Source organism: Pusillimonas noertemannii, assembly GCF_003096595.1.
Lineage (GTDB): Bacteria > Pseudomonadota > Gammaproteobacteria > Burkholderiales > Burkholderiaceae_B > Pusillimonas > Pusillimonas noertemannii.
The window spans coordinates 1-17,321 of record NZ_QEKO01000001.1; the positions used below are offsets into that span (position 1 = coordinate 1).

General features: G+C 62.3%; 20 protein-coding genes. 15 read left to right on the plus strand and 5 right to left on the minus strand.

The window, feature by feature from the left end:
• From maiA to C7440_RS00040, 8 genes are all read left to right on the plus strand, one after another.
• Positions 1 to 474 (plus strand): maleylacetoacetate isomerase (gene maiA / locus C7440_RS00005; protein WP_116516989.1); only part of this gene is annotated, 474 nt, incomplete at its 5' end.
• Positions 475 to 518: 44 nt separating this feature from the next.
• Complete coding sequence (locus C7440_RS00010; RefSeq protein WP_017523984.1) at positions 519 to 1,718, plus strand: 3-hydroxybenzoate 6-monooxygenase; 1,200 nt, start codon at positions 519 to 521, stop codon at positions 1,716 to 1,718.
• 78 nt (positions 1,719 to 1,796) lie between these two features.
• On the plus strand, positions 1,797 to 2,984 hold the full coding sequence (locus C7440_RS00015) for an ABC transporter substrate-binding protein (protein ID WP_116516990.1): 1,188 nt from the start codon (positions 1,797 to 1,799) through the stop codon (positions 2,982 to 2,984).
• 282 nt (positions 2,985 to 3,266) lie between these two features.
• Entirely contained in the window at positions 3,267 to 4,442 is a 1,176-nt protein-coding gene (locus tag C7440_RS00020; RefSeq protein ID WP_017523986.1) for an ABC transporter substrate-binding protein, read from the plus strand.
• Between the two features lie 65 nt (positions 4,443 to 4,507).
• Positions 4,508 to 5,422, plus strand: coding sequence for a branched-chain amino acid ABC transporter permease (locus C7440_RS00025; protein WP_017523987.1), 915 nt, complete (start codon positions 4,508 to 4,510; stop codon positions 5,420 to 5,422).
• A 4-nt stretch (positions 5,423 to 5,426) separates the two neighbouring features.
• Positions 5,427 to 6,395 carry a branched-chain amino acid ABC transporter permease gene (locus tag C7440_RS00030; protein ID WP_017523988.1) on the plus strand — a complete coding sequence of 323 codons (969 nt, stop codon included), beginning with the start codon at positions 5,427 to 5,429 and terminating at the stop codon, positions 6,393 to 6,395.
• Positions 6,388 to 7,155, plus strand: coding sequence for an ABC transporter ATP-binding protein (locus C7440_RS00035; RefSeq protein ID WP_017523989.1), 768 nt, complete (start codon positions 6,388 to 6,390; stop codon positions 7,153 to 7,155). Before C7440_RS00030 ends, C7440_RS00035 begins: the two co-directional genes overlap by 8 nt.
• 2 nt (positions 7,156 to 7,157) lie before the next feature.
• Positions 7,158 to 7,853, plus strand: a complete 696-nt coding sequence (locus C7440_RS00040) for an ABC transporter ATP-binding protein (RefSeq protein ID WP_017523990.1) — start codon at positions 7,158 to 7,160, stop codon at positions 7,851 to 7,853.
• Positions 7,854 to 7,944: 91 nt separating this feature from the next.
• On the opposite strand, the gene C7440_RS00045 is transcribed toward C7440_RS00040, so the two are convergent.
• The 4 genes from C7440_RS00045 to C7440_RS00060 all read right to left on the minus strand — a co-directional run bounded on the left by C7440_RS00045 (position 7,945) and on the right by C7440_RS00060 (position 11,886).
• Positions 7,945 to 8,670 carry a GntR family transcriptional regulator gene (locus C7440_RS00045; RefSeq protein WP_017523991.1) on the minus strand — a complete coding sequence of 242 codons (726 nt, stop codon included), beginning with the start codon at positions 8,668 to 8,670 and terminating at the stop codon, positions 7,945 to 7,947.
• Positions 8,667 to 9,710, minus strand: a complete 1,044-nt coding sequence (locus C7440_RS00050; RefSeq protein WP_017523992.1) for a carbon-nitrogen hydrolase family protein — start codon at positions 9,708 to 9,710, stop codon at positions 8,667 to 8,669. The genes C7440_RS00045 and C7440_RS00050 overlap by 4 nt, the downstream gene beginning before the upstream one ends.
• A 36-nt stretch (positions 9,711 to 9,746) precedes the next feature.
• Positions 9,747 to 10,658, minus strand: coding sequence for a fumarylacetoacetate hydrolase family protein (locus C7440_RS00055; protein WP_116516991.1), 912 nt, complete (start codon positions 10,656 to 10,658; stop codon positions 9,747 to 9,749).
• Positions 10,659 to 10,764: 106 nt separating this feature from the next.
• Complete coding sequence (locus C7440_RS00060; RefSeq protein ID WP_116516992.1) at positions 10,765 to 11,886, minus strand: cupin domain-containing protein; 1,122 nt, start codon at positions 11,884 to 11,886, stop codon at positions 10,765 to 10,767.
• A gap of 221 nt (positions 11,887 to 12,107) precedes the next feature.
• Here C7440_RS00060 and C7440_RS00065 point away from each other — a divergent pair, with 221 nt between their 5' ends.
• Entirely contained in the window at positions 12,108 to 13,037 is a 930-nt protein-coding gene (locus C7440_RS00065; protein WP_116517930.1) for a LysR family transcriptional regulator, read from the plus strand.
• Between the two features lie 82 nt (positions 13,038 to 13,119).
• Here C7440_RS00065 and C7440_RS00070 read toward each other — a convergent pair whose 3' ends face one another.
• Positions 13,120 to 14,016 (minus strand): LysR substrate-binding domain-containing protein, encoded by an 897-nt coding sequence (locus C7440_RS00070; protein WP_243410789.1) that lies wholly within the window; start codon positions 14,014 to 14,016, stop codon positions 13,120 to 13,122.
• Between the two features lie 93 nt (positions 14,017 to 14,109).
• Here C7440_RS00070 and C7440_RS00075 point away from each other — a divergent pair, with 93 nt between their 5' ends.
• From C7440_RS00075 to rpsH, 6 genes are all read left to right on the plus strand, one after another.
• On the plus strand, positions 14,110 to 14,871 hold the full coding sequence (locus C7440_RS00075; RefSeq protein ID WP_017523997.1) for a maleate cis-trans isomerase family protein: 762 nt from the start codon (positions 14,110 to 14,112) through the stop codon (positions 14,869 to 14,871).
• Between the two features lie 475 nt (positions 14,872 to 15,346).
• Positions 15,347 to 15,715, plus strand: a complete 369-nt coding sequence (rplN, locus tag C7440_RS00080; RefSeq protein WP_017524009.1) for a 50S ribosomal protein L14 — start codon at positions 15,347 to 15,349, stop codon at positions 15,713 to 15,715.
• Between the two features lie 9 nt (positions 15,716 to 15,724).
• Positions 15,725 to 16,045: a 50S ribosomal protein L24 gene (gene rplX, locus C7440_RS00085; RefSeq protein ID WP_017524010.1), complete on the plus strand. Its 321-nt coding sequence runs from the start codon at positions 15,725 to 15,727 to the stop codon at positions 16,043 to 16,045.
• Positions 16,046 to 16,057: 12 nt separating this feature from the next.
• Complete coding sequence (gene rplE, locus C7440_RS00090; RefSeq protein ID WP_017524011.1) at positions 16,058 to 16,597, plus strand: 50S ribosomal protein L5; 540 nt, start codon at positions 16,058 to 16,060, stop codon at positions 16,595 to 16,597.
• Positions 16,598 to 16,608: 11 nt separating this feature from the next.
• On the plus strand, positions 16,609 to 16,914 hold the full coding sequence (rpsN, locus tag C7440_RS00095) for a 30S ribosomal protein S14 (RefSeq protein WP_017524012.1): 306 nt from the start codon (positions 16,609 to 16,611) through the stop codon (positions 16,912 to 16,914).
• Between the two features lie 11 nt (positions 16,915 to 16,925).
• Positions 16,926 to 17,321 carry a 30S ribosomal protein S8 gene (gene rpsH, locus C7440_RS00100; RefSeq protein ID WP_017524013.1) on the plus strand — a complete coding sequence of 132 codons (396 nt, stop codon included), beginning with the start codon at positions 16,926 to 16,928 and terminating at the stop codon, positions 17,319 to 17,321.

Here is a 17,321-nt window from a genome sequence, read left to right on the forward strand (position 1 = left end):
GTTGACGACGGCTTTGAACTGGGCCAATCGATGGCCATCATCGATTACCTGGACGCCAAGTATCCCGAGCCGCGCCTGATTCCCCAAGACCTGCAAACGCGTGCGCGTGTGCTCGAGATCTCCAACCTGATTTCCTGCGACATGCACCCGCTGAACAACCTGCGGGCTCTGAAATACCTGGTCAAAGAGCTGGGTGTCAGCGACGAGGCCAAGACGGCCTGGTACAACCACTGGATTGCCGAAGGCTTTCAGTCGCTCGAGAAAATGCTGCAGCGTACGGGTTCAGGCGACTACTGCGTCGGCGGGCAGGTGTCGCTCGCCGATTGCTGCCTGGTTCCCCAGGTGGCCAACGCCTCGCGCATGGGTTGCGACCTGGGCGCCTACCCGCGCGTCATGGCGGTGTACGAGCATTGCAATACGCTGCCGGCTTTCCAGCAGGCGGCGCCGGCCAATCAGCCGGACTTTCAGAAGTAAGCATCGTGGCGGAAACATAAAGATAAAGAGAAGGACTGGCAGACATGGCAAACACAGCAAAGCAGAAAGTCATCGTAGTGGGCGGCGGTATCGGCGGCCTGGCCGCGGCATTGGCTCTTACGCGCCGCAATATCCAGGTATTGCTGCTTGAGCAGGCGGCGCACATCGGCGAAATCGGCGCGGGCATCCAGCTGGGCCCCAACGCCTTTGCCGCCCTCGATGCGCTGGGCGTGGGCGAGGCGGCGCGCAAGCGGGCCGTCTTTACCGACCATTGCATCATGATGGACGCCGTCGATGCGACCGAAGTCGTGCGCATTGAAACCGGCGAGGCCTTCCGCCAGAAATTCGGCGGCCCGTACGCGGTCATCCATCGCGCCGACATCCACCTGTCCATTCTCGAGGCCGTGCAGCACGATCCCCTGATCGAGTTTCGCACTTCCACTCATGTGTCCGACGTCAAGGTCAAGGCCGACGGCGTCGAGGTGATCGATACCGAGGGCAATGTCTACCGCGCCGATGCGGTGGTGGGTTGCGACGGCGTCAAGTCGGTCATACGCGCCAAGACCATAGGCGTGCAGCATCGCGTAACCGGCCACGTCGTCTATCGCGCCGTGGTCGAGCAAGAGAACATGCCGGCCGACCTGCAGGTGAACGCCCCCATGCTGTGGGCCGGCCCGCGCTGCCACCTGGTGCACTATCCCTTGCGCGGCGGCAAGCAGTACAACCTGGTCGTTACCTTCCACAGCAAGGAAGAAGAAGAGTGGGGCGTGCGCGACGGCAGCAAGGAAGAGGTGCTGTCCTACTTCCAGGGCATACACCAGCGCCCGCACCAGATGCTCGACCGGCCCACCTCGTGGCGCCGCTGGGCCACCGCCGACGCCGACCCGGTCGACGAGTGGGGCACCGGCCGCTGCACCATTCTGGGCGATGCGGCGCATCCCATGACCCAGTACATGGCGCAGGGCGCCTGCATGGCGCTTGAAGACGCCGTGACCCTGGGCGAGGCCGTGGCCCGCTGCGAAGGCGACTTCGATGCCGCCTTCCGCCTGTATGAAAGCATACGCATACCGCGCACTGCCCGGGTCGTATGGTCGACACGCGAAATGGGCCGCATTTACCACGCCAAGGGCGTGGAGCGCACGGTGCGCAACCTGCTCTGGAAAGACAAGTCGCAGGAGCAGTTTTATTCGGCGCTGGAATGGCTGTACGGCTGGCGCCTTGAAAACTGTCTGCAGCCGCGATAAGCCCGTCGCCGGCACGCGGGCTTATCAATAAACAAGCCGGAGCAATCCGGCTTCAAGCAGAACCATAAGGAGACAAACATGACATTTTTCAAGAAACTGGGCGTTGCCCTGGCCCTGTCCGCATTGAGCGCGTCGGGCCCGGCCCTTGCGCAAAAGCAAGAGCCCCTGCGAATCGGCTTCATCACCACGCTTTCGACGCCCGCGGGCTATATCGGCGAAGACGAGCGCGACGGCTTCATGCTTGCCGTCAAGCAAGAGCAGGGCAAGCTGGGCGGCGTTCCGGTCGACGTCGTCGTCGAGGACGACGGCCTCAAGCCGGCTTCGGGCAAGCAGACGGCCGAGCGCATGCTGCAGGACGGCATCAAGCTGTTCACCGGCATCAACTTCTCGAACGTGCTGGTGGCGGTGGCCCCCACCGTCGTTCGCAATAACGCTTTTTATGTCAGTCTGAACGCCGGCCCGTCCACCTTCGCCGGCGAGGGCTGCGACAAGAACTACTTTGCCGCGGCGTTCCAGAACGATTCATACAGCGACACGGCAGCCATCGCCGCCAACAACATGGGCATCAAGAAGATGGTCATCATGGCGCCCAACTATCAGTCGGGCCGTGACGCGCTCAACGGTTTCAAAAGGGTGTACAAGGGCGAGATCCTGGCCGAGATCTACACCAAGCTCGACCAGTCGGACTTCTCGGTCGAACTGGCCCGTATCCGTTCCCTGGCTCCTGAAGCGTTGTTCGAGTTCCTGCCCGGCGGCGCCGGCATCAATTTTGCCAAGCAGTGGGCCAATTCGGGCCTGAACGATTCGGTCAAGATGGTCACCACCCTGTACTCGATGGACGACCGCATGATCGCCGCCACGGGCGATGCCGGCGAGGGCTTCCTTCTGACGACCGAGTGGACGGCCGACATGGACAATGCCGCCAACAAGCAGTTCGTCAAGGCCTTCCAGGAAGAATACGGCCGGCGCCCCACGGTTTATGCCGCCACCTCGTACGACACGGCCCGCCTGATCGCCTCGGCGCTCAAGGCTGCCGAGGGCGATATCGAGGGCAAGGCCGACGTGTTCCGCGAGGCGCTGCGCAAGGCCGACTTCGACAGCGTGCGGGGCAATTTCAAGATGGGGCCCAACCATTACCCCATCCAGGACTGGTTCCTGGTCGAGGTGGCTCGCAACGACGTCGGCAAGCTCGACTATAAATTCGTCGATACCATCATCAAGGATCACGGCGATCCGTATGCGGGCCAGTGCAAGATGGACAAGTAATTGTTCGCAGCGCCGCCTGTCGGGCGGCGATAAAGGCGGGGCGATGCGGCTGCGTCGCCCCTCTCCTTTCTGGGTGGCCCCATTTGTTTTTGTACCCGATACAAATTAACATTGTCGAAAAAGATAAAAATTTTATAAAATAAGGATTGTTTGTGTGATTTGTAAGCAATTGTCTGCTTGCAGCCCACTACGACCTTGTCACAGCGGAAACTCGAGCAAGCCCACAGCTTTTCGGGTTCAAGAATCGATAATTCAACAGAAGCGACTCTGGAGGCCTTTTTCATGAAGCACATCAACAAGTTGGCTGCGGCATTTGCCCTGTCGGCATTCGCCTCGCTGGCTCATGGCCAAGAAACCGTCGATATCGGTTTCATCGGCACCCTGTCCACGCCGGCCGGCTATATCGGCGAAGACCAGCGCGACGCCTTTCAACTGGCTATCAAGGAAGAAGGCGGCAAGCTGGGCGGCATCCCCGTGCGTCTCATCGTCGAAGATGACGGCCTGAAGCCCGCCACGGGCAAGCAGTCGGCCGAGAAAATGCTCCAGGACGGCGTGCGCCTGTTTACCGGCATCAACTTCTCGAACGTTCTGGTGGCGGTCGTGCCTTCGGTCGTCAAGGAAGACAACGGCTTTTTCGTCAGCCTGAACGCCGGTCCTTCGAATTTCGCCGGCAAGGCCTGCAACCCCAATTTCTTCTCGGTGGCCATGCAGAACGACTCGTACAGCGATACGGCCGCCATTGCCGCCAACCAGCAGGACGTGAAGAAAATCGTCATCATGGCCCCCGCCTACCAGGCCGGGCGCGATGCGCTCACGGGCTTCAAGCGCGCCTACAAGGGCGAAATTCTGGCCGAGATCTACACCAAGCTCGATCAGTCCGATTTCTCGGTCGAACTGGCCCGCATCCGTTCGCTGCAGCCCGATGCCGTGTTCGAGTTCCTGCCGGGCGGCGCGGGCATCAACTTTGCCAAGCAGTTTGCCAATTCTGGCCTGAACAAGTCCATCAAGATGGTCACCCCGCTGTATTCCATGGACGACCGCATGCTGGCCGCCTCGGGCGATGCGGGCGAAGGCTACTACCTGACCACGCAATGGACCAGCCAACAAGACAACGAGGCCAGCAAGGCCTTCGTGGCCGCCTTTGAAAAAGAGTACGGCCGCCGGCCCACCGTATATGCGGCTACATCGTATGACACGGCGCGCCTGATCGGCTCGGCGCTCAAGGCTGTCAACGGCGACGTCAAGGGCAAGCCCGATGCTTTCCGCGAAGCACTGCGCAAGGCCGACTTCGAAAGCGTGCGCGGCAACTTCAAGTTCAACACCAACCATTACCCCATCCAGGATTGGTATCTGGTCAAGGTCGAGCGCAACAGCGATGGCAAGCTCGACTACAAGGCGATCAGCACGATCGCCAAGGACCACACTGATCCCTATGTCTCGCAATGCGAAATGAAGTAACGCTATTTGCCTGAAACCACGCGCCCGGGCTTGCCCGGGTGCGCGCAAGAAACGGGATCTTCCCCATGTATCTGTTCCTTGAACAGGCCATGAATGGCCTGCAATACAGCGCTTTGCTGTTCCTGCTTTCGGCGGGTCTGACCCTTATCTTCGGCATCATGAACGTCGTGAACCTGGCTCATGGTTCCTTCTACATGGTGGGGGCCTTTTGCGCCGCCTCGGCCGTGGCCATCACGGGCTCGTTCACGGTGGCCATCCTGGCTTCGATCGTGGGCGCGGGCGTGTACGGCCTGATCGTCGAGCGGCTGATCATCAGCCGCCTATACCATCGCGATCACCTGGACCAGGTCCTGGCAACGCTGGGGGTGATCTTCTTCACCAACGCACTGGTCACGCTGGTCTTTGGCCGCAGCCCCCCGTTCGTGGCCATCCCGCCGCTGCTGTCGGGCGCGGTCCAGATCGCCCCAGGCTTTAACTACCCGATCATGAGGCTGGCCTTCATCGGCGCTGGCGTGCTGGTGGCCGTGGGCCTGTGGCTGCTCATTTCCCGCACCCGCGTGGGCATGCTGGTGCGTGCCGGAGCCGACGACGCCGAGATCGTCGATGCGCTGGGCGTGAACATCCGGCGCCTGTTCATGCTGGTGTTCACGCTGGGCGCGCTGCTGTGCGGCTTTGCCGGTGTCATGGCGGCCCCCCTGCTGGCGGTCGAAATTGGCATGGGCGAAAAGGTGCTGATCACCACCTTCGTGGTGATCGTGGTGGGGGGCGTGGGTTCGGTGCGCGGCGCGCTGCTGGGCTCGGTGCTGGTGGGCATGACCGATTCTTTCGGCCGGGCCTACATTCCCATCTGGATGTCCCAGTTGCTGCCGCCCGAATACAGCTCGTCGGTCAGCTCCAGCCTGGTGTCGGCCAGTATCTACATTCTGATGGCCGTGGTGCTGCTGGTGAAGCCGCGCGGCCTGATTCCGGCACAAAGGTAAAGCAATGACCCGGAAAAACATCGTCATATTCCTGATTTTCGCTGCGCTGCTGGTGTTGCCCCTGGCGGCCAACGGCTTGAACAACAGCTTCCTGATCAACATGGGCACGCAGTTCGTCATCTACGCGCTGGCGGCCATCAGTCTCGACCTGGTGCTGGGCTATGGCGCCATGGTCAGCTTCGGGCACGCGGCCTTCTTCGGCCTGGGCGGCTATGTGGTGGGCATTGTGGCCTATCACATGGGCATGGGCGAGACCATCATGGGCTGGACCGGCTCTGAATCGGCCCTGGTCATGTGGCCCCTGGCCATGCTGGCGGCCGCCCTTACGGGCCTGGTCATGGGCTTTTTGTCGCTGCGCACCAGCGGCGTGCAGTTCATCATGATCACCCTGGCCTTTGCCCAAATGCTGTACTTCGTGCTGGTGGGGCTGGTTACCTACGGGGGCGACGACGGCATGTCGGTCATGTCGCGCAACCTGATACCCGGCGTGAACATGGACGACCCCTCCATTTTCTACTATGTGTGCCTGGCCCTGATGACATTGTGGGTGGTGCTGTGCCGGCGCATCGTCAACTCGCCCTTCGGCATGGCGCTGCGCGGCTTCCAGCAGAACGAGCGGCGCAACGTGAACCTGGGCTATGCGCCCATGCGCTACAAGCTCACGGCCTTTACCATTTCGGCGGCCGGGGCCGGCCTGGCCGGCGCGCTATGGGCCAACTACGCCCTGTACGTCAGCCCCGACATGGCCTCGTGGCTCAAGTCGGGCACGCTGATGGCCATGATCGTGCTGGGCGGCATGGGCACCATCTATGGCTCCATTCTGGGTGCGGCTGTGTACCTGGGCCTTGAACAGGCCCTGACCGCCTGGACCGAGAACTGGATGCTGTTCCTGGGCCCGGCCCTGATTCTTGTCGTGTTGTTCAGCAAGCGCGGGTTGTTCGGCTGGCTGGCAGGGAGAAACAGCCATGACTGAAGCGCTTCAAACCACAGCGCCCAAGCTCGAGATCCGCAGCCTGCGCAAGGCATTCGGTGCCCTGGTGGCCACCAATGACGTCAACATCCAGGTCCAGCCCGGCGAGATCCACGCGCTGATCGGCCCCAACGGCGCCGGCAAGACCACCCTTATCTCGCAGATCAGCGGCGAGCTCATGCCCGACTCGGGCCAGGTGCTGCTCGACGGCGAAGACATCACCCGCCTGCCCGCATACAAGCGGGCCTCGGTGGGGCTGGCGCGGTCCTTCCAGATCAGCCAGCTGTACAACGACTTTACCGCCGAAGACAACGTCGCCCTGGCCGTGCAGGCCCAGTCTGCCAAGCGCTTCGACATGTTCAGCTCGGCGCGCAAGCAGATGGACCTGCGCGAGCCGGCCCGCCAGGCGCTGCAGCGGGTCGGGCTGGCCGATCGGGGCCACCTGCGCGTCTCTGAACTGGCGCACGGCGAAAAGCGCCAGCTCGAACTGGCCATCGCCTTGTCGCTGAACGCCTCGGTGCTGTTGCTTGACGAGCCCATGGCCGGCCTGGGCGCCGAAGAGTCCCAGCGCATGAAGGACATTCTGCTCGAGCTCAAGGGCCAGTACGCCATCTTGCTGGTCGAACACGACATGGACATTGTTTTTGCACTGGCCGACCGCATTACCGTGCTGGTCTACGGCAAGCCCATCTTCACCGGCACCCCGGATGAAGTGCGCGGCAACAGCGATGTGCGCGATGCCTATCTGGGAAGGGAAGAATAGAAATGCTGCACGCAGAAAACCTGCAATCAGGCTACGGCGCCGCCCAGGTGCTGTTCGGGGTGAACCTTGACATCCAGGCGCACCAGGTCGTCTCTTTGCTGGGCCGTAACGGCATGGGCAAGACCACCACGGTACGCACGCTGATGGGCATGCTGCCGCTCAAGGGCGGCAGCATCACCTTCGACGGCCAGCCCGTCGGCGGCCAGCGTCCGCACCGCATTGCCAAGCTGGGCTTTGGCCTGGTGCCCGAGGGGCGGCGGGTGTTCCCCTCGCTTTCCGTGTACGAGAACCTGGTGGCTACGTCGCGCAACGACTACGGCGGCAGCTGGACGCTGGATGCCGTCTACGAGCTGTTTCCGCGCCTGAAAGAGCGCAACTCGCAGTCGGCCCGCACCCTGTCGGGCGGCGAGCAGCAGATGCTGGCCATCGGCCGCGCCTTGCTCACCAACCCGCGCCTGCTGATTCTGGACGAGGCCACCGAGGGCCTGGCGCCGGTCATCCGGCAAGAGATCTGGTCCTGCCTGAATCGCCTGAAGGCCGAGGGCCAGACCATTTTGCTGATCGACAAGAACCTTAAAGAAATGCATCACCTGGTCGACAGGCATTACATCATCGAAAAAGGCCGCATCGTGTGGAGCGGCAACTCTCAAGAGCTGCAGGAGCAGCCCGACCTGGTCACGCAGTATCTGGGGGTTTAAGCAAGGCACATTCCGAAATCAGGCCGCCCGCAATGGACGGCCTGATTTTATGTGGCCCGGCGATACCGCGGTGCTGCCGGGGGAAGACGCTTCATGCGGCCGAGGCGGCAGGCTGCTCGAGCAGCGACGTTTCTATGAGCCTGGTCGTGCGGTTGTAATGCTCGGCCAGCAGGGCCACTGCCTGGTCGGCATCTCGGCGCAGCGTCGCTTCGACGATCTCGTGGTGCTCTTTCGATACGTCGCGGCTGCTGTCGCGCCGCACAGAGGTCTTGAGCATGGGCCGGCGATAGCGCTCGGTCTGGATGTACAGCGTGGCCGAGAGCTCGAGCAGCCAGCGCGAGTCACAGGCCGCGATCAGGGCCCGGTGCAAGGCCAGGTGGCGCTGCTCTACTTCGTCGTACGAAGCCTGTTGCGCTTCGGCGCCATTGCGACGTGTGACCAGATCGAGTGCGTGTAGCGCCGCCACGATGCTGGTTTCCCAGTCGTCGGTGGCGTGCTGTATGGAACGCCGCAGGGCCTCGCAATCAATGAGCGTGCGCACGCTCATTGAGTCTTGCATTTCTTTCAGCGAAAGCGGCGCCACCCGGAAGCCCTTGAGCGCGATCGACTCGACCAGGCGCTCGCTGTGCAGGCGGTTCAGCGCCTCGCGCAGCGGCGTGAAGCTGAGCTGGTAGCGCTGCTTGAGAAACTCGAGGCGCAGCGCCAGGCCGGGGGCCAGTTCGCCCGAAAGAATGTCGCGCTTCAGGTCTGCATAGGCTTGCTCGGCCAGTGTCGAGGACTTGGCCGCGCGCGGCGCTTCGCGCAGTGGGGCGTTCATGGCCGGGCTCCGCCTTCGGCAGTGCCCGCCGCGGCCTGGTCGGCCTCGTCGTCGAAATCAAGGCTGGCGCCGCGCTGCAGGTCAGAGAACTGGGCCGCCTGCTGCGGCTGCCGATTGACGCGCAGGTCGAACACGTCGAAGCGGTTGTAGTGGCCGGTGATGTCGTGCATCTGGCGCGGCTGGATGCATCGCGACAGATCGACGTCGGCGTAGACGATGCCTTCGGCGTCGATGAGCGGCTCGCCCACCAGCCGCCCGTCGGGCCCGATGACGCCCGAGAAGGCGCTGTTCTTGCGGCGCAGCATCTGCTCGGCCTGCGGGTGCGTTTTGCTGAAGGCCGAGATGATTTCCTCGGAAATGGTGGAGCAGGCCACCACCGTGAACACCTTGCCCTCGAAGCAGTGGGCCATGGCGCGCACCTTGATGGCTTCGGCCATGTCGTAGTCGGGCGGCGCCACCGGCAGCGAGATGTAGCTGGCCACATGCAGCAGCTCGCCTTGCGCCAGCAGGCTGAAGCGCGCCAGCGTATTGGTGTTCTCGCCGCATGCCAGGCCGCCCAGGGGGCCGATGGCCGTGTCGTAGACGCGCAGCGAAGCGCCGTCGCCGTTGGCCCAGGTAAGCTTCTCGGCCCAGGTGGGCACCAGCTTGCGGTGGCGGCCCAGCAGCTTGCCGTCGGGGCCGATGAACACCAGCGTGTTGTACAGCGTGCTGATGCCCGTGGGGCTACGCTCATTCACACCCACCACCACATGGACGCCGTGGCGGCCCGCCGCTTGCGCAATGCGCTGGATCTCGGGGCCGGGGATCTCGATGGCGCTGCGGCACAGCTTGTCGAACCACGGGCTGCCCTCGACGGGATTCATGATCCAGTTCCAGTAGGGGTAGCCGGCCACGAAGACCTCGGGAAAGGCGATGAGCTGGGCGCCTTGGCCGGCGGCCTCTTCGATGAGCGCGCACACTTTCTCGACGGTGGCGTTCGTGTCCAGGAACACGGGGGCCGCTTGTACGGCGGCGACCTTGACGACGGGCAGGTTAAGCATGGGTTCCTCGATGAGACAGTGAATGAGCGGGCCGGATCAGATGGCGACGACGGGGTTGCGCATGGTGCCGATGCCTTCGACGTAGGATTCAACCACGTCGCCGGGCCACAGCCATTCTTGCGGATTGCGGCCTGCGCCCACGCCGGAGGGCGTGCCCGTGGCGATGATGTCGCCGGGCTCGAGCGTGATGCCCGCGCTGATGTCGGCCACCAGGTGGGCGACATTGAACAGCATGTGGCGGGTGTTGGACTGCTGCTTGATCTCGCCGTTGACCTTGAGCCAGAGGTCCAGCTTCTGCGGGTCGGGGATTTCGTCGGCGGTGACGATGCAGGGCCCGAAGGGCGCATAGGTGTCCAGGCCCTTGGAGTACACCCACTGGCCGGCGCGGCGATTGTCGCGCGCGCTCATGTCGAGCATCAGGCTGTAGCCGAAGACATAGGAAAGTGCGTCTTTTTCTTCGATGCGCCGGGCGCGGGTGCCGATGATGGCGGCCAGCTCGACCTCCCAGTCGAGCTGCTGGGTGATCTTGGCATTGTGCTCGATGCTGTCGTCGGGGCCGATGACGGTGGTGGGCGGCTTGGTGAAGATGATGGGCTGCTTGGGCAGGTCGGCCGAGGTGTCGAGCGAGCGGCTGGATTCTTCGACGTGTTCGACGTAGTTCAGGCCGATGCCGAAGATGTTCTTGCGCGGACGCGGGATGGGCGCCAGCAGCTTGACGTTTTGCAGCGGCTGGGCCACGCCTACGGGCCAGCTTTCCTGGTGCTCTTTGAGCAGCTCGGTGGCCGTGGCCACCGCCGAGGGGCCCAGATCGATGAACTCGAGCATGTCGTTGGGCAGGTCGATGCCGGCGATCATGCCCAGGTATTCGATGTCGACGACCATGTTGTCGACGATGGCGCCCAGGCGGGCGCTTTCCAGTACGTTGCGGCGGTATGTGACTAGACGCATGTTGTTTCCTTGTTGTCAGGCGGCCGGGCCGCCTGCTGCGATGTGCGGGTGGTTTGAATGAAGGGATGATGAAAAGCGCCGATGCGGCCGGCATCGGCGCCGGAACCTAGACGGGCTGGTGGCCGTCGTTTTCCTTGAGCGCTTCTTCGCGGTACAGGCCCAGCGACTTCATCACGGGCAGGTCGTTGAAGCAGAACAGGCAGGCGTCTTCGCTTTGGCTGGCATTGGCGTGTTCGTGGAACATCCAGGACGGCACACAGAAGATGTCGCGTTCTTGCCAGTCGAAGCGCTGGCCGTTGATGATGGAGAAGCCCTTGCCCTTGGCCACCTGGTAGATGAAGCTGCCGGTGTGGCGGTGGGCCTTGGTGTGCTCGCCCGGGCGCAGCATCTGCATGCTGGCGCCTATGGTCTGCATGACGGGGCCGCCGGTCTTGGGGTTGATGTAGTTCATCAGCACGCCGTCGAAGGGCGAGCCGTCGGTAACGCGGGCATAGCGGCACAGCGCCTCGTAGGTGGGCGCCCATTCGTATTTGAGCAGCGGCGAATAGCCGTGTTCCCATTTGTCGTCGCCGGGCATCAGGCCGGTGCCCGCCCAGGTGGCGGTGCTGTCGTCGACGGCATAGGTGACGGCCTGGTTGAGGTCAGGGTGCACGGTGTAGAAGTTGGCTTCCAGGGCGTTGACCAGCGGGATGTCGAGGCCGTCTTGCCAGATGCAGGACGAGCCGTCTTCGCTGACGCCGTGTTCATGCCAGGTGCCGTTGGGGGTAAGGACGAAATCGTTGGCGCCCAGCGTCATCTTGTGGCCGTTGACGATGGTATAGGCGCCGCTGCCTTCCATGATGAAGCGCAGGGCGCTGGCCGAATGGTTGTGGGCCGAGGCCAGTTCGCCGGGGTTCATGGCCTGCAGGCCCGAATAAAGCCAGCCGACCGCCGCGGCCACGTCTTGCCGGCCGGGATTGTTAAGGTACACGACCCGTCGGCCGGCCTTTTCGGGCGACACCAGGTCGATGGAGCGCAGCACGTGGTCGCGCAGGTCGTTGTAGCGCCACAGCACGGGCACCGACGACGATTGCGGAAACCAGGGCTCGATCTTGTTGGCGACTGTCCAGAGGGCGCCAGTCTTGAGCGTGTCGAGCTCGTCGTAGTAGGCGAGCAGTTCGGGAGTGTCTTCGACGTTGGCGCGTCCAACCACGTCTTCGCGGTAATTGGTGCGGGGAGCAATTTTCATGTCGGCCGTCTCATAATGAACTGATTTTATAAAATCTTAGTATTTTTCGACAATATTAGAGAAGTTTCGGCAGAAAAACAAGAGCCGTTTGGCCACATCGGCCTGTCACCAAAGTGCATTGGTGTTATATATGCCAGCACGGCGCAGGCGGCCCCGCGGCTCGCAAGCCGGGTGTCCGCCACATGGGCCGCCCCCTACTTATTTCGTTTGTACTGGATTCCATGGCTACAGACTGGACCGACCGCATACGGCTGCGCAACCTGAAGTTCCTGCTCAGCCTTGCCCAGACGCGCAACCTCAGCCATTCGGCCAAGCTGCTGCACACGACGCAGCCGGGGCTTTCCAAATGGCTCAAGGATCTCGAGGCCGACATAGGGCTGCCGCTGTTCGAGCGCCACGCGCGCGGCCTGACCCCGACTTCCCACGGCGAAACCCTGATCGCCCACGCACGCCGCATCGATGCCCAGCTGGACAGGGCGGTGACCGACATGAATATATTGCGTGACGGCGGCGCGGGCCGGGTGGTGATCGGCGCCTCGGGCGCCGCCGCCACCGAGGCCGCCCCGAGAGCGATACTGGCGATGGCCGAGCGCATGCCCGAACTGCGCATCGATCTGGTCGAGGGCACCATGGACCGGCTGCTGACCTTGCTGGCCCGCGGCGACCTGGACATTGTCATGGGCCGCACGGCAAGCGGCATCACGGTCGAATCCAGCATTCATTCTGAAGAGCTGTACGTCGAGCCCATCGACCTGGTTGCCCGGCCCGATCACCCCCTGTTCGACCTGCCCGAGCTGCACTGGCACGACGTCACGAAGTACCGCTGGATCGTATGGCCCAGCCAGACGCCGGTCCGGAACGCCCTGGAGGCGGCCCTGGCCAATGCCAAGCAGTCGTTGCCGCAGAATTACATCGAAAGCAACTCGGTCATCGCCAACGTTACCCTTCTTACCCACAGCGACGTCATCGGCACCGCCTCGCATCGCTCCACCGTCATGCTGGCGCGGCTCAATCTGGTGCGCATCCTGCCCCTGAAGCTGGATGGCTTTGGTTCAGTGTCCATGTATTGGCGCAATGACGAACTGTATCCAAAGTCTGTAGAAGTGGCCCTGGAGTGCGTGCGGCGCACCACGCGCGAAGAGGTGGCCTAGAAAGCACGGCCACCGGCGGGCCAGCAAGTAACCGGCCCGGGCTGCGGCCTGGCGTGCCAGGTGTTGGCTTGAGCGGGGCGGCTTAGCCCGAATGCCGGCTGAGCCGGGTAATGAAGGTTTCCAGCGCCGCCTTGTGTTTGTCCTTGCGCATGACGGCATGCACGCTGGCCTCGAGGCCGGGCTCGTCCAGGGGGCGGAAGGCCAGGGCATGCGGCTGGTAGGCGCTGGTCGAGGTGGGTACCAGCGCAATGCCCAGCCCGGCCATGACCAGGCTGAGCTGAGCCGGCACCTCGGCCACGGTTTGTTCCACCGTGGGAGAAAAGCCGTGGGCGGCACAGGCCCTGAAAATCCGTTCCGCGAAAGTGGATGTTTCACGGCGCAGCATGACGAAGCGTTCGCCGGCCAGTTCGTCCAGCCGGATGCGGGTGCTTGCGGCCAGGCGGTGCCCCGGGGGCAGGGCGACCAGCAGCGGGTCGGGCCAAAGCCGGCGGCTGCACAGCAGGTCGTCCTCGACGGACTGGCGTGAAATGCTGACGTCGATGCGGTGCTCGCGCAATGCATCGAGCTGGTCGTTGGGCGCCATTTCGTTCAGAATGACACGGATGTCGGGATGCGACACCGCCAGCTGGCCTATCAACCCGGGCAGCGGCCCCAGAAAATGCGAGCCCGACAACCCTACCTCGATGCGGCCGGCCAGCCCGGCATCGATGTGTTGCACACGCAGCGTGGCTTCCTTCAGCCGGTTCTGGATTACTCTGACGTCGCGCAGAAACGAAGCGCCCGCCTCGGTAAGTTCCACCTTCCGGCTGTTGCGATGGAACAGCTTCACGCCCAGTTCTTCTTCAAGCTGGGCGATCTGGGCGCTAAGCGGCGGCTGCGAAATATGCAGGCGCTCGGCGGCCCGAGTGAAGTTCAATTCCTCGGCCAATGTCGTAAAGTAGCGTAGCTGGCGCAGTTCCATAGGCAAAATATAGCGCATGAGACGAAATCGATATTGGTCTGTGCGCCCCAAATAAAAGATCATAGACACGTAACCGTCATATAACCCGCAATTATTATTCAGGTATAGATCATGACCACCACCGCCCGCTCCTTCCGCATCGGTCAAATCGTTCCCAGCTCCAACACGACGATGGAAACCGAAATCCCGCTCATGCTGCGCAGCCGCGAAGCCGCCTTCCCAGAGCGTTTCACCTTCCATTCCAGCCGCATGCGCATGAAAAAAGTCACGGCCGAAGAGCTCAAGGCCATGGATGCCGACTCTGACCGCTGCGCGCTTGAACTGTCCGACGCACGCGTCGACGTCCTGGGCTATGCCTGCCTGGTCGCCATCATGAGCATGGGCCTGGGCTACCACCGCGAGTCCGAGAAGCGCCTGCACCAGGTCACCGTCGACAACAACGGCGCCGCGCCCGTCGTCTCCAGCGCCGGCGCGCTGGTCGAAGGCCTGCACGCCATGGGCGCCAAGAAGGTTTCCATCCTTACCCCCTACATGAAGCCGCTTACCCAGCTCGTCGTCGACTACATCGAGAACGAAGGCATCGAAGTGCAGGACGCCGTGTCGCTCGAAATTCCCGACAACCTCGAAGTGGGCCGTCAAGACCCCCTGGCTCCCGCCGAGCACATCAAACGCGTGAACACCAGCGGCGTCGACGCCGTGGTGCTGTCTGCCTGCGTGCAGATGCCGTCCTTCCAGTCGGTGCAGCAGGTCGAAGACCGGCTCGGCCTGCCGGTTACCACGGCCGCCATCAGCACGGTGCACCAGATGCTAAAGCGCCTGGAACTGCAGCGCGAAGTACCCAACGCCGGCAGCCTGCTCTCGGGCCGCTACTAAGCCGCTTGCATTGCCCCCGCCTTGGCGGGGGCAAGCCCGCCAGCCCGATACGGCTTTGCCGTGTCGGGCTTTTTCACTACAGTAGGCGTGCCAGAACCCGGGTGGCGCAAGAAAAACTTGCAAGCTTTGTGCATTAGGGTTAAGATAGACGACTTGCTGGCATGAGCGTAGCGACCCAGTGGGGTGCTGAAAGCCATACAGGTTGGGCGCAAGCAGATATATGCGAGAAGGCAAATATCTTAAAGGCTTGATTGCTGTATGGCCGCCGCGGGCAAGAAAAAGCAGTCGCAGTAACACACAAAGCAACACACGCAAGATTTCAACCCAGGGTTTGGGGTCGGCAGGCTTGAAATTGCACATAAAGCGCAACTTTTAGGCGGTTGGCCTTGGGCCTGACGGGACCAAAACTGGTTGGGCATTGTTCCGGGGCAGGGCCTCGGTAAAAAAGCTTGGCTAAGTTGGAACAGGAAAAATCATGATACAAATGCAGACCACGCTGGACGTGGCCGACAACACAGGTGCGCGTTCCGTTATGTGCATCAAGGTGCTGGGCGGCTCAAAGCGCCGCTATGCCGCGATCGGCGACGTGATCAAAGTTAGCGTCAAGGATGCGGCCCCGCGCGGACGCGTCAAGAAAGGCGAAATTTACAACGCTGTGGTGGTTCGCACCGCCAAGGGCGTGCGCCGCAAAGACGGCTCGTTGATTAAGTTTGGCGGCAATGCCGCCGTTTTGCTCAACGCTAAACTGGAACCCATCGGTACCCGCATCTTCGGACCCGTCACGCGCGAGCTGCGTACGGAAAAGTTCATGAAGATCGTGTCGCTGGCTCCGGAAGTGCTGTAAGGAGCCATCATGGAAAAAATCCGTAAAGGCGACGAAGTCATCGTATTGACCGGTCGCGACAAAACCCGCCGTGGCACCGTGCTGCAGCGCGTTGACGCCGACCATGTGCTGGTCGAAGGCATCAATGTCGTCAAGAAGCACGTCAAGCCGAACCCCATGGCCGGCAGCCAAGGCGGCATCGTTGACAAAACCATGCCCATCCACATTTCCAATGTGGCGATCTTCAACCCCGAGACCGGCAAGGCCGATCGCGTCGGGGTCAAAGAAGTCGACGGCCGCAAAGTTCGTGTATTTCGTTCCAGCGGCGCAGTCGTTGGCGCTAAGGCATAAGGGGCGAACAACATGGCTCGTTTACAAGAGTTCTACCGCAACAAGGTAATGGCCGACCTCCAGTCGCAGTTTGGCTACAACAGCGTCATGGAAGTGCCGCGCATCAGCAAGATCACGCTCAACATGGGTGTGTCCGAAGCCGTTGCCGACAAAAAGGTCATCGAACACGCCGTGTCCGACCTGACCAAGATCGCCGGCCAAAAGCCCGTGGTCACCAAGACGCGCAAGTCCATCGCCGGGTTCAAGATCCGCGAAGACTATCCCATCGGTTGCATGGTCACCTTGCGTGGCCGCCGCATGTACGAATTCCTCGATCGCCTGATCGCCGTCGCGCTGCCGCGCGTCCGCGACTTCCGTGGCGTGTCGGGTCGTGCGTTCGATGGTCGCGGCAACTACAACATCGGGGTTAAAGAGCAGATCATTTTCCCTGAAATCGAATACGACAAGATCGACGCGGTTCGTGGTATGAACATCAGCATCACCACCACCGCCAAGACCGACGAAGAAGCCAAGGCGCTGCTCACGGCCTTCAGCTTCCCGTTTCGCAATTAAGGGGCGATGACGTGGCTAAACTTTCCCTCATCAATCGCGATATCAAGCGCGCCAAGCTGGCAGACAAATATGCTCCCAAGCGCGCCGCATTGAAAGCAATCATCAACGATCAGTCCAAGTCCGACGAAGAGCGCTACCAGGCTCGCCTGCAATTGCAGCAATTGCCTCGTAACGCCAGCCCGACCCGCCAGCGCAACCGTTGCGCTGTCACCGGCCGTCCGCGTGGCGTTTACAGCAAGTTCGGTTTGACTCGTCACAAGCTGCGCGAAATGGCGCTGCGTGGCGAAGTCCCGGGCATGACCAAAGCTAGCTGGTAGGAGAAATACACATGAGCATGAGCGATCCCATCGCCGACATGTTGACCCGTGTGCGCAACGCGCAGCAAGTCAACAAGACGTCGGTCAGCATGCCCTCCTCCAAGCTGAAGGTAGCTATTGCTACCGTGCTGAAGGACGAAGGCTATATCGATAGTTTCCAGATCGTCGGCGACTCGGCCAAGCCGGTCCTCGAGATCACCCTCAAGTACTACGCCGGCCGTCCGGTCATCGAGCGCATCGAACGCGTCTCGCGCCCCGGCCTGCGTATCTACAAGGGCCGTACGGCCATTCCTCAGGTCATGAACGGCCTGGGCGTGGCTATTGTTTCCACGCCCCGCGGCGTGATGACCGATCGCAAGGCACGCGCCACCGGCGTGGGCGGCGAAGTGTTGTGCTACGTTGCATAA

What these genes read in the sequence shown, in the direction of transcription:
- C7440_RS00010 (WP_017523984.1), top strand. Translation starts at nt 519, where the DNA reads ATGGCAAACACAGCAAAGCAGAAAGTCATCGTAGTGGGCGGCGGTATC.
- C7440_RS00015 (WP_116516990.1), top strand. Translation starts at nt 1,797, where the DNA reads ATGACATTTTTCAAGAAACTGGGCGTTGCCCTGGCCCTGTCCGCATTG.
- C7440_RS00020 (WP_017523986.1), top strand. Translation starts at nt 3,267, where the DNA reads ATGAAGCACATCAACAAGTTGGCTGCGGCATTTGCCCTGTCGGCATTC.
- C7440_RS00025 (WP_017523987.1), top strand. Translation starts at nt 4,508, where the DNA reads ATGTATCTGTTCCTTGAACAGGCCATGAATGGCCTGCAATACAGCGCT.
- C7440_RS00030 (WP_017523988.1), top strand. Translation starts at nt 5,427, where the DNA reads ATGACCCGGAAAAACATCGTCATATTCCTGATTTTCGCTGCGCTGCTG.
- C7440_RS00035 (WP_017523989.1), top strand. Translation starts at nt 6,388, where the DNA reads ATGACTGAAGCGCTTCAAACCACAGCGCCCAAGCTCGAGATCCGCAGC.
- C7440_RS00040 (WP_017523990.1), top strand. Translation starts at nt 7,158, where the DNA reads ATGCTGCACGCAGAAAACCTGCAATCAGGCTACGGCGCCGCCCAGGTG.
- C7440_RS00045 (WP_017523991.1), bottom strand. Translation starts at nt 8,670, where the DNA reads ATGAACGCCCCACTGCGCGAAGCGCCGCGCGCGGCCAAGTCCTCGACA.
- C7440_RS00050 (WP_017523992.1), bottom strand. Translation starts at nt 9,710, where the DNA reads ATGCTTAACCTGCCCGTCGTCAAGGTCGCCGCCGTACAAGCGGCCCCC.
- C7440_RS00055 (WP_116516991.1), bottom strand. Translation starts at nt 10,658, where the DNA reads ATGCGTCTAGTCACATACCGCCGCAACGTACTGGAAAGCGCCCGCCTG.
- C7440_RS00060 (WP_116516992.1), bottom strand. Translation starts at nt 11,886, where the DNA reads ATGAAAATTGCTCCCCGCACCAATTACCGCGAAGACGTGGTTGGACGC.
- C7440_RS00065 (WP_116517930.1), top strand. Translation starts at nt 12,108, where the DNA reads ATGGCTACAGACTGGACCGACCGCATACGGCTGCGCAACCTGAAGTTC.
- C7440_RS00070 (WP_243410789.1), bottom strand. Translation starts at nt 14,016, where the DNA reads ATGCGCTATATTTTGCCTATGGAACTGCGCCAGCTACGCTACTTTACG.
- C7440_RS00075 (WP_017523997.1), top strand. Translation starts at nt 14,110, where the DNA reads ATGACCACCACCGCCCGCTCCTTCCGCATCGGTCAAATCGTTCCCAGC.
- rplN (WP_017524009.1), top strand. Translation starts at nt 15,347, where the DNA reads ATGATACAAATGCAGACCACGCTGGACGTGGCCGACAACACAGGTGCG.
- rplX (WP_017524010.1), top strand. Translation starts at nt 15,725, where the DNA reads ATGGAAAAAATCCGTAAAGGCGACGAAGTCATCGTATTGACCGGTCGC.
- rplE (WP_017524011.1), top strand. Translation starts at nt 16,058, where the DNA reads ATGGCTCGTTTACAAGAGTTCTACCGCAACAAGGTAATGGCCGACCTC.
- rpsH (WP_017524013.1), top strand. Translation starts at nt 16,926, where the DNA reads ATGAGCATGAGCGATCCCATCGCCGACATGTTGACCCGTGTGCGCAAC.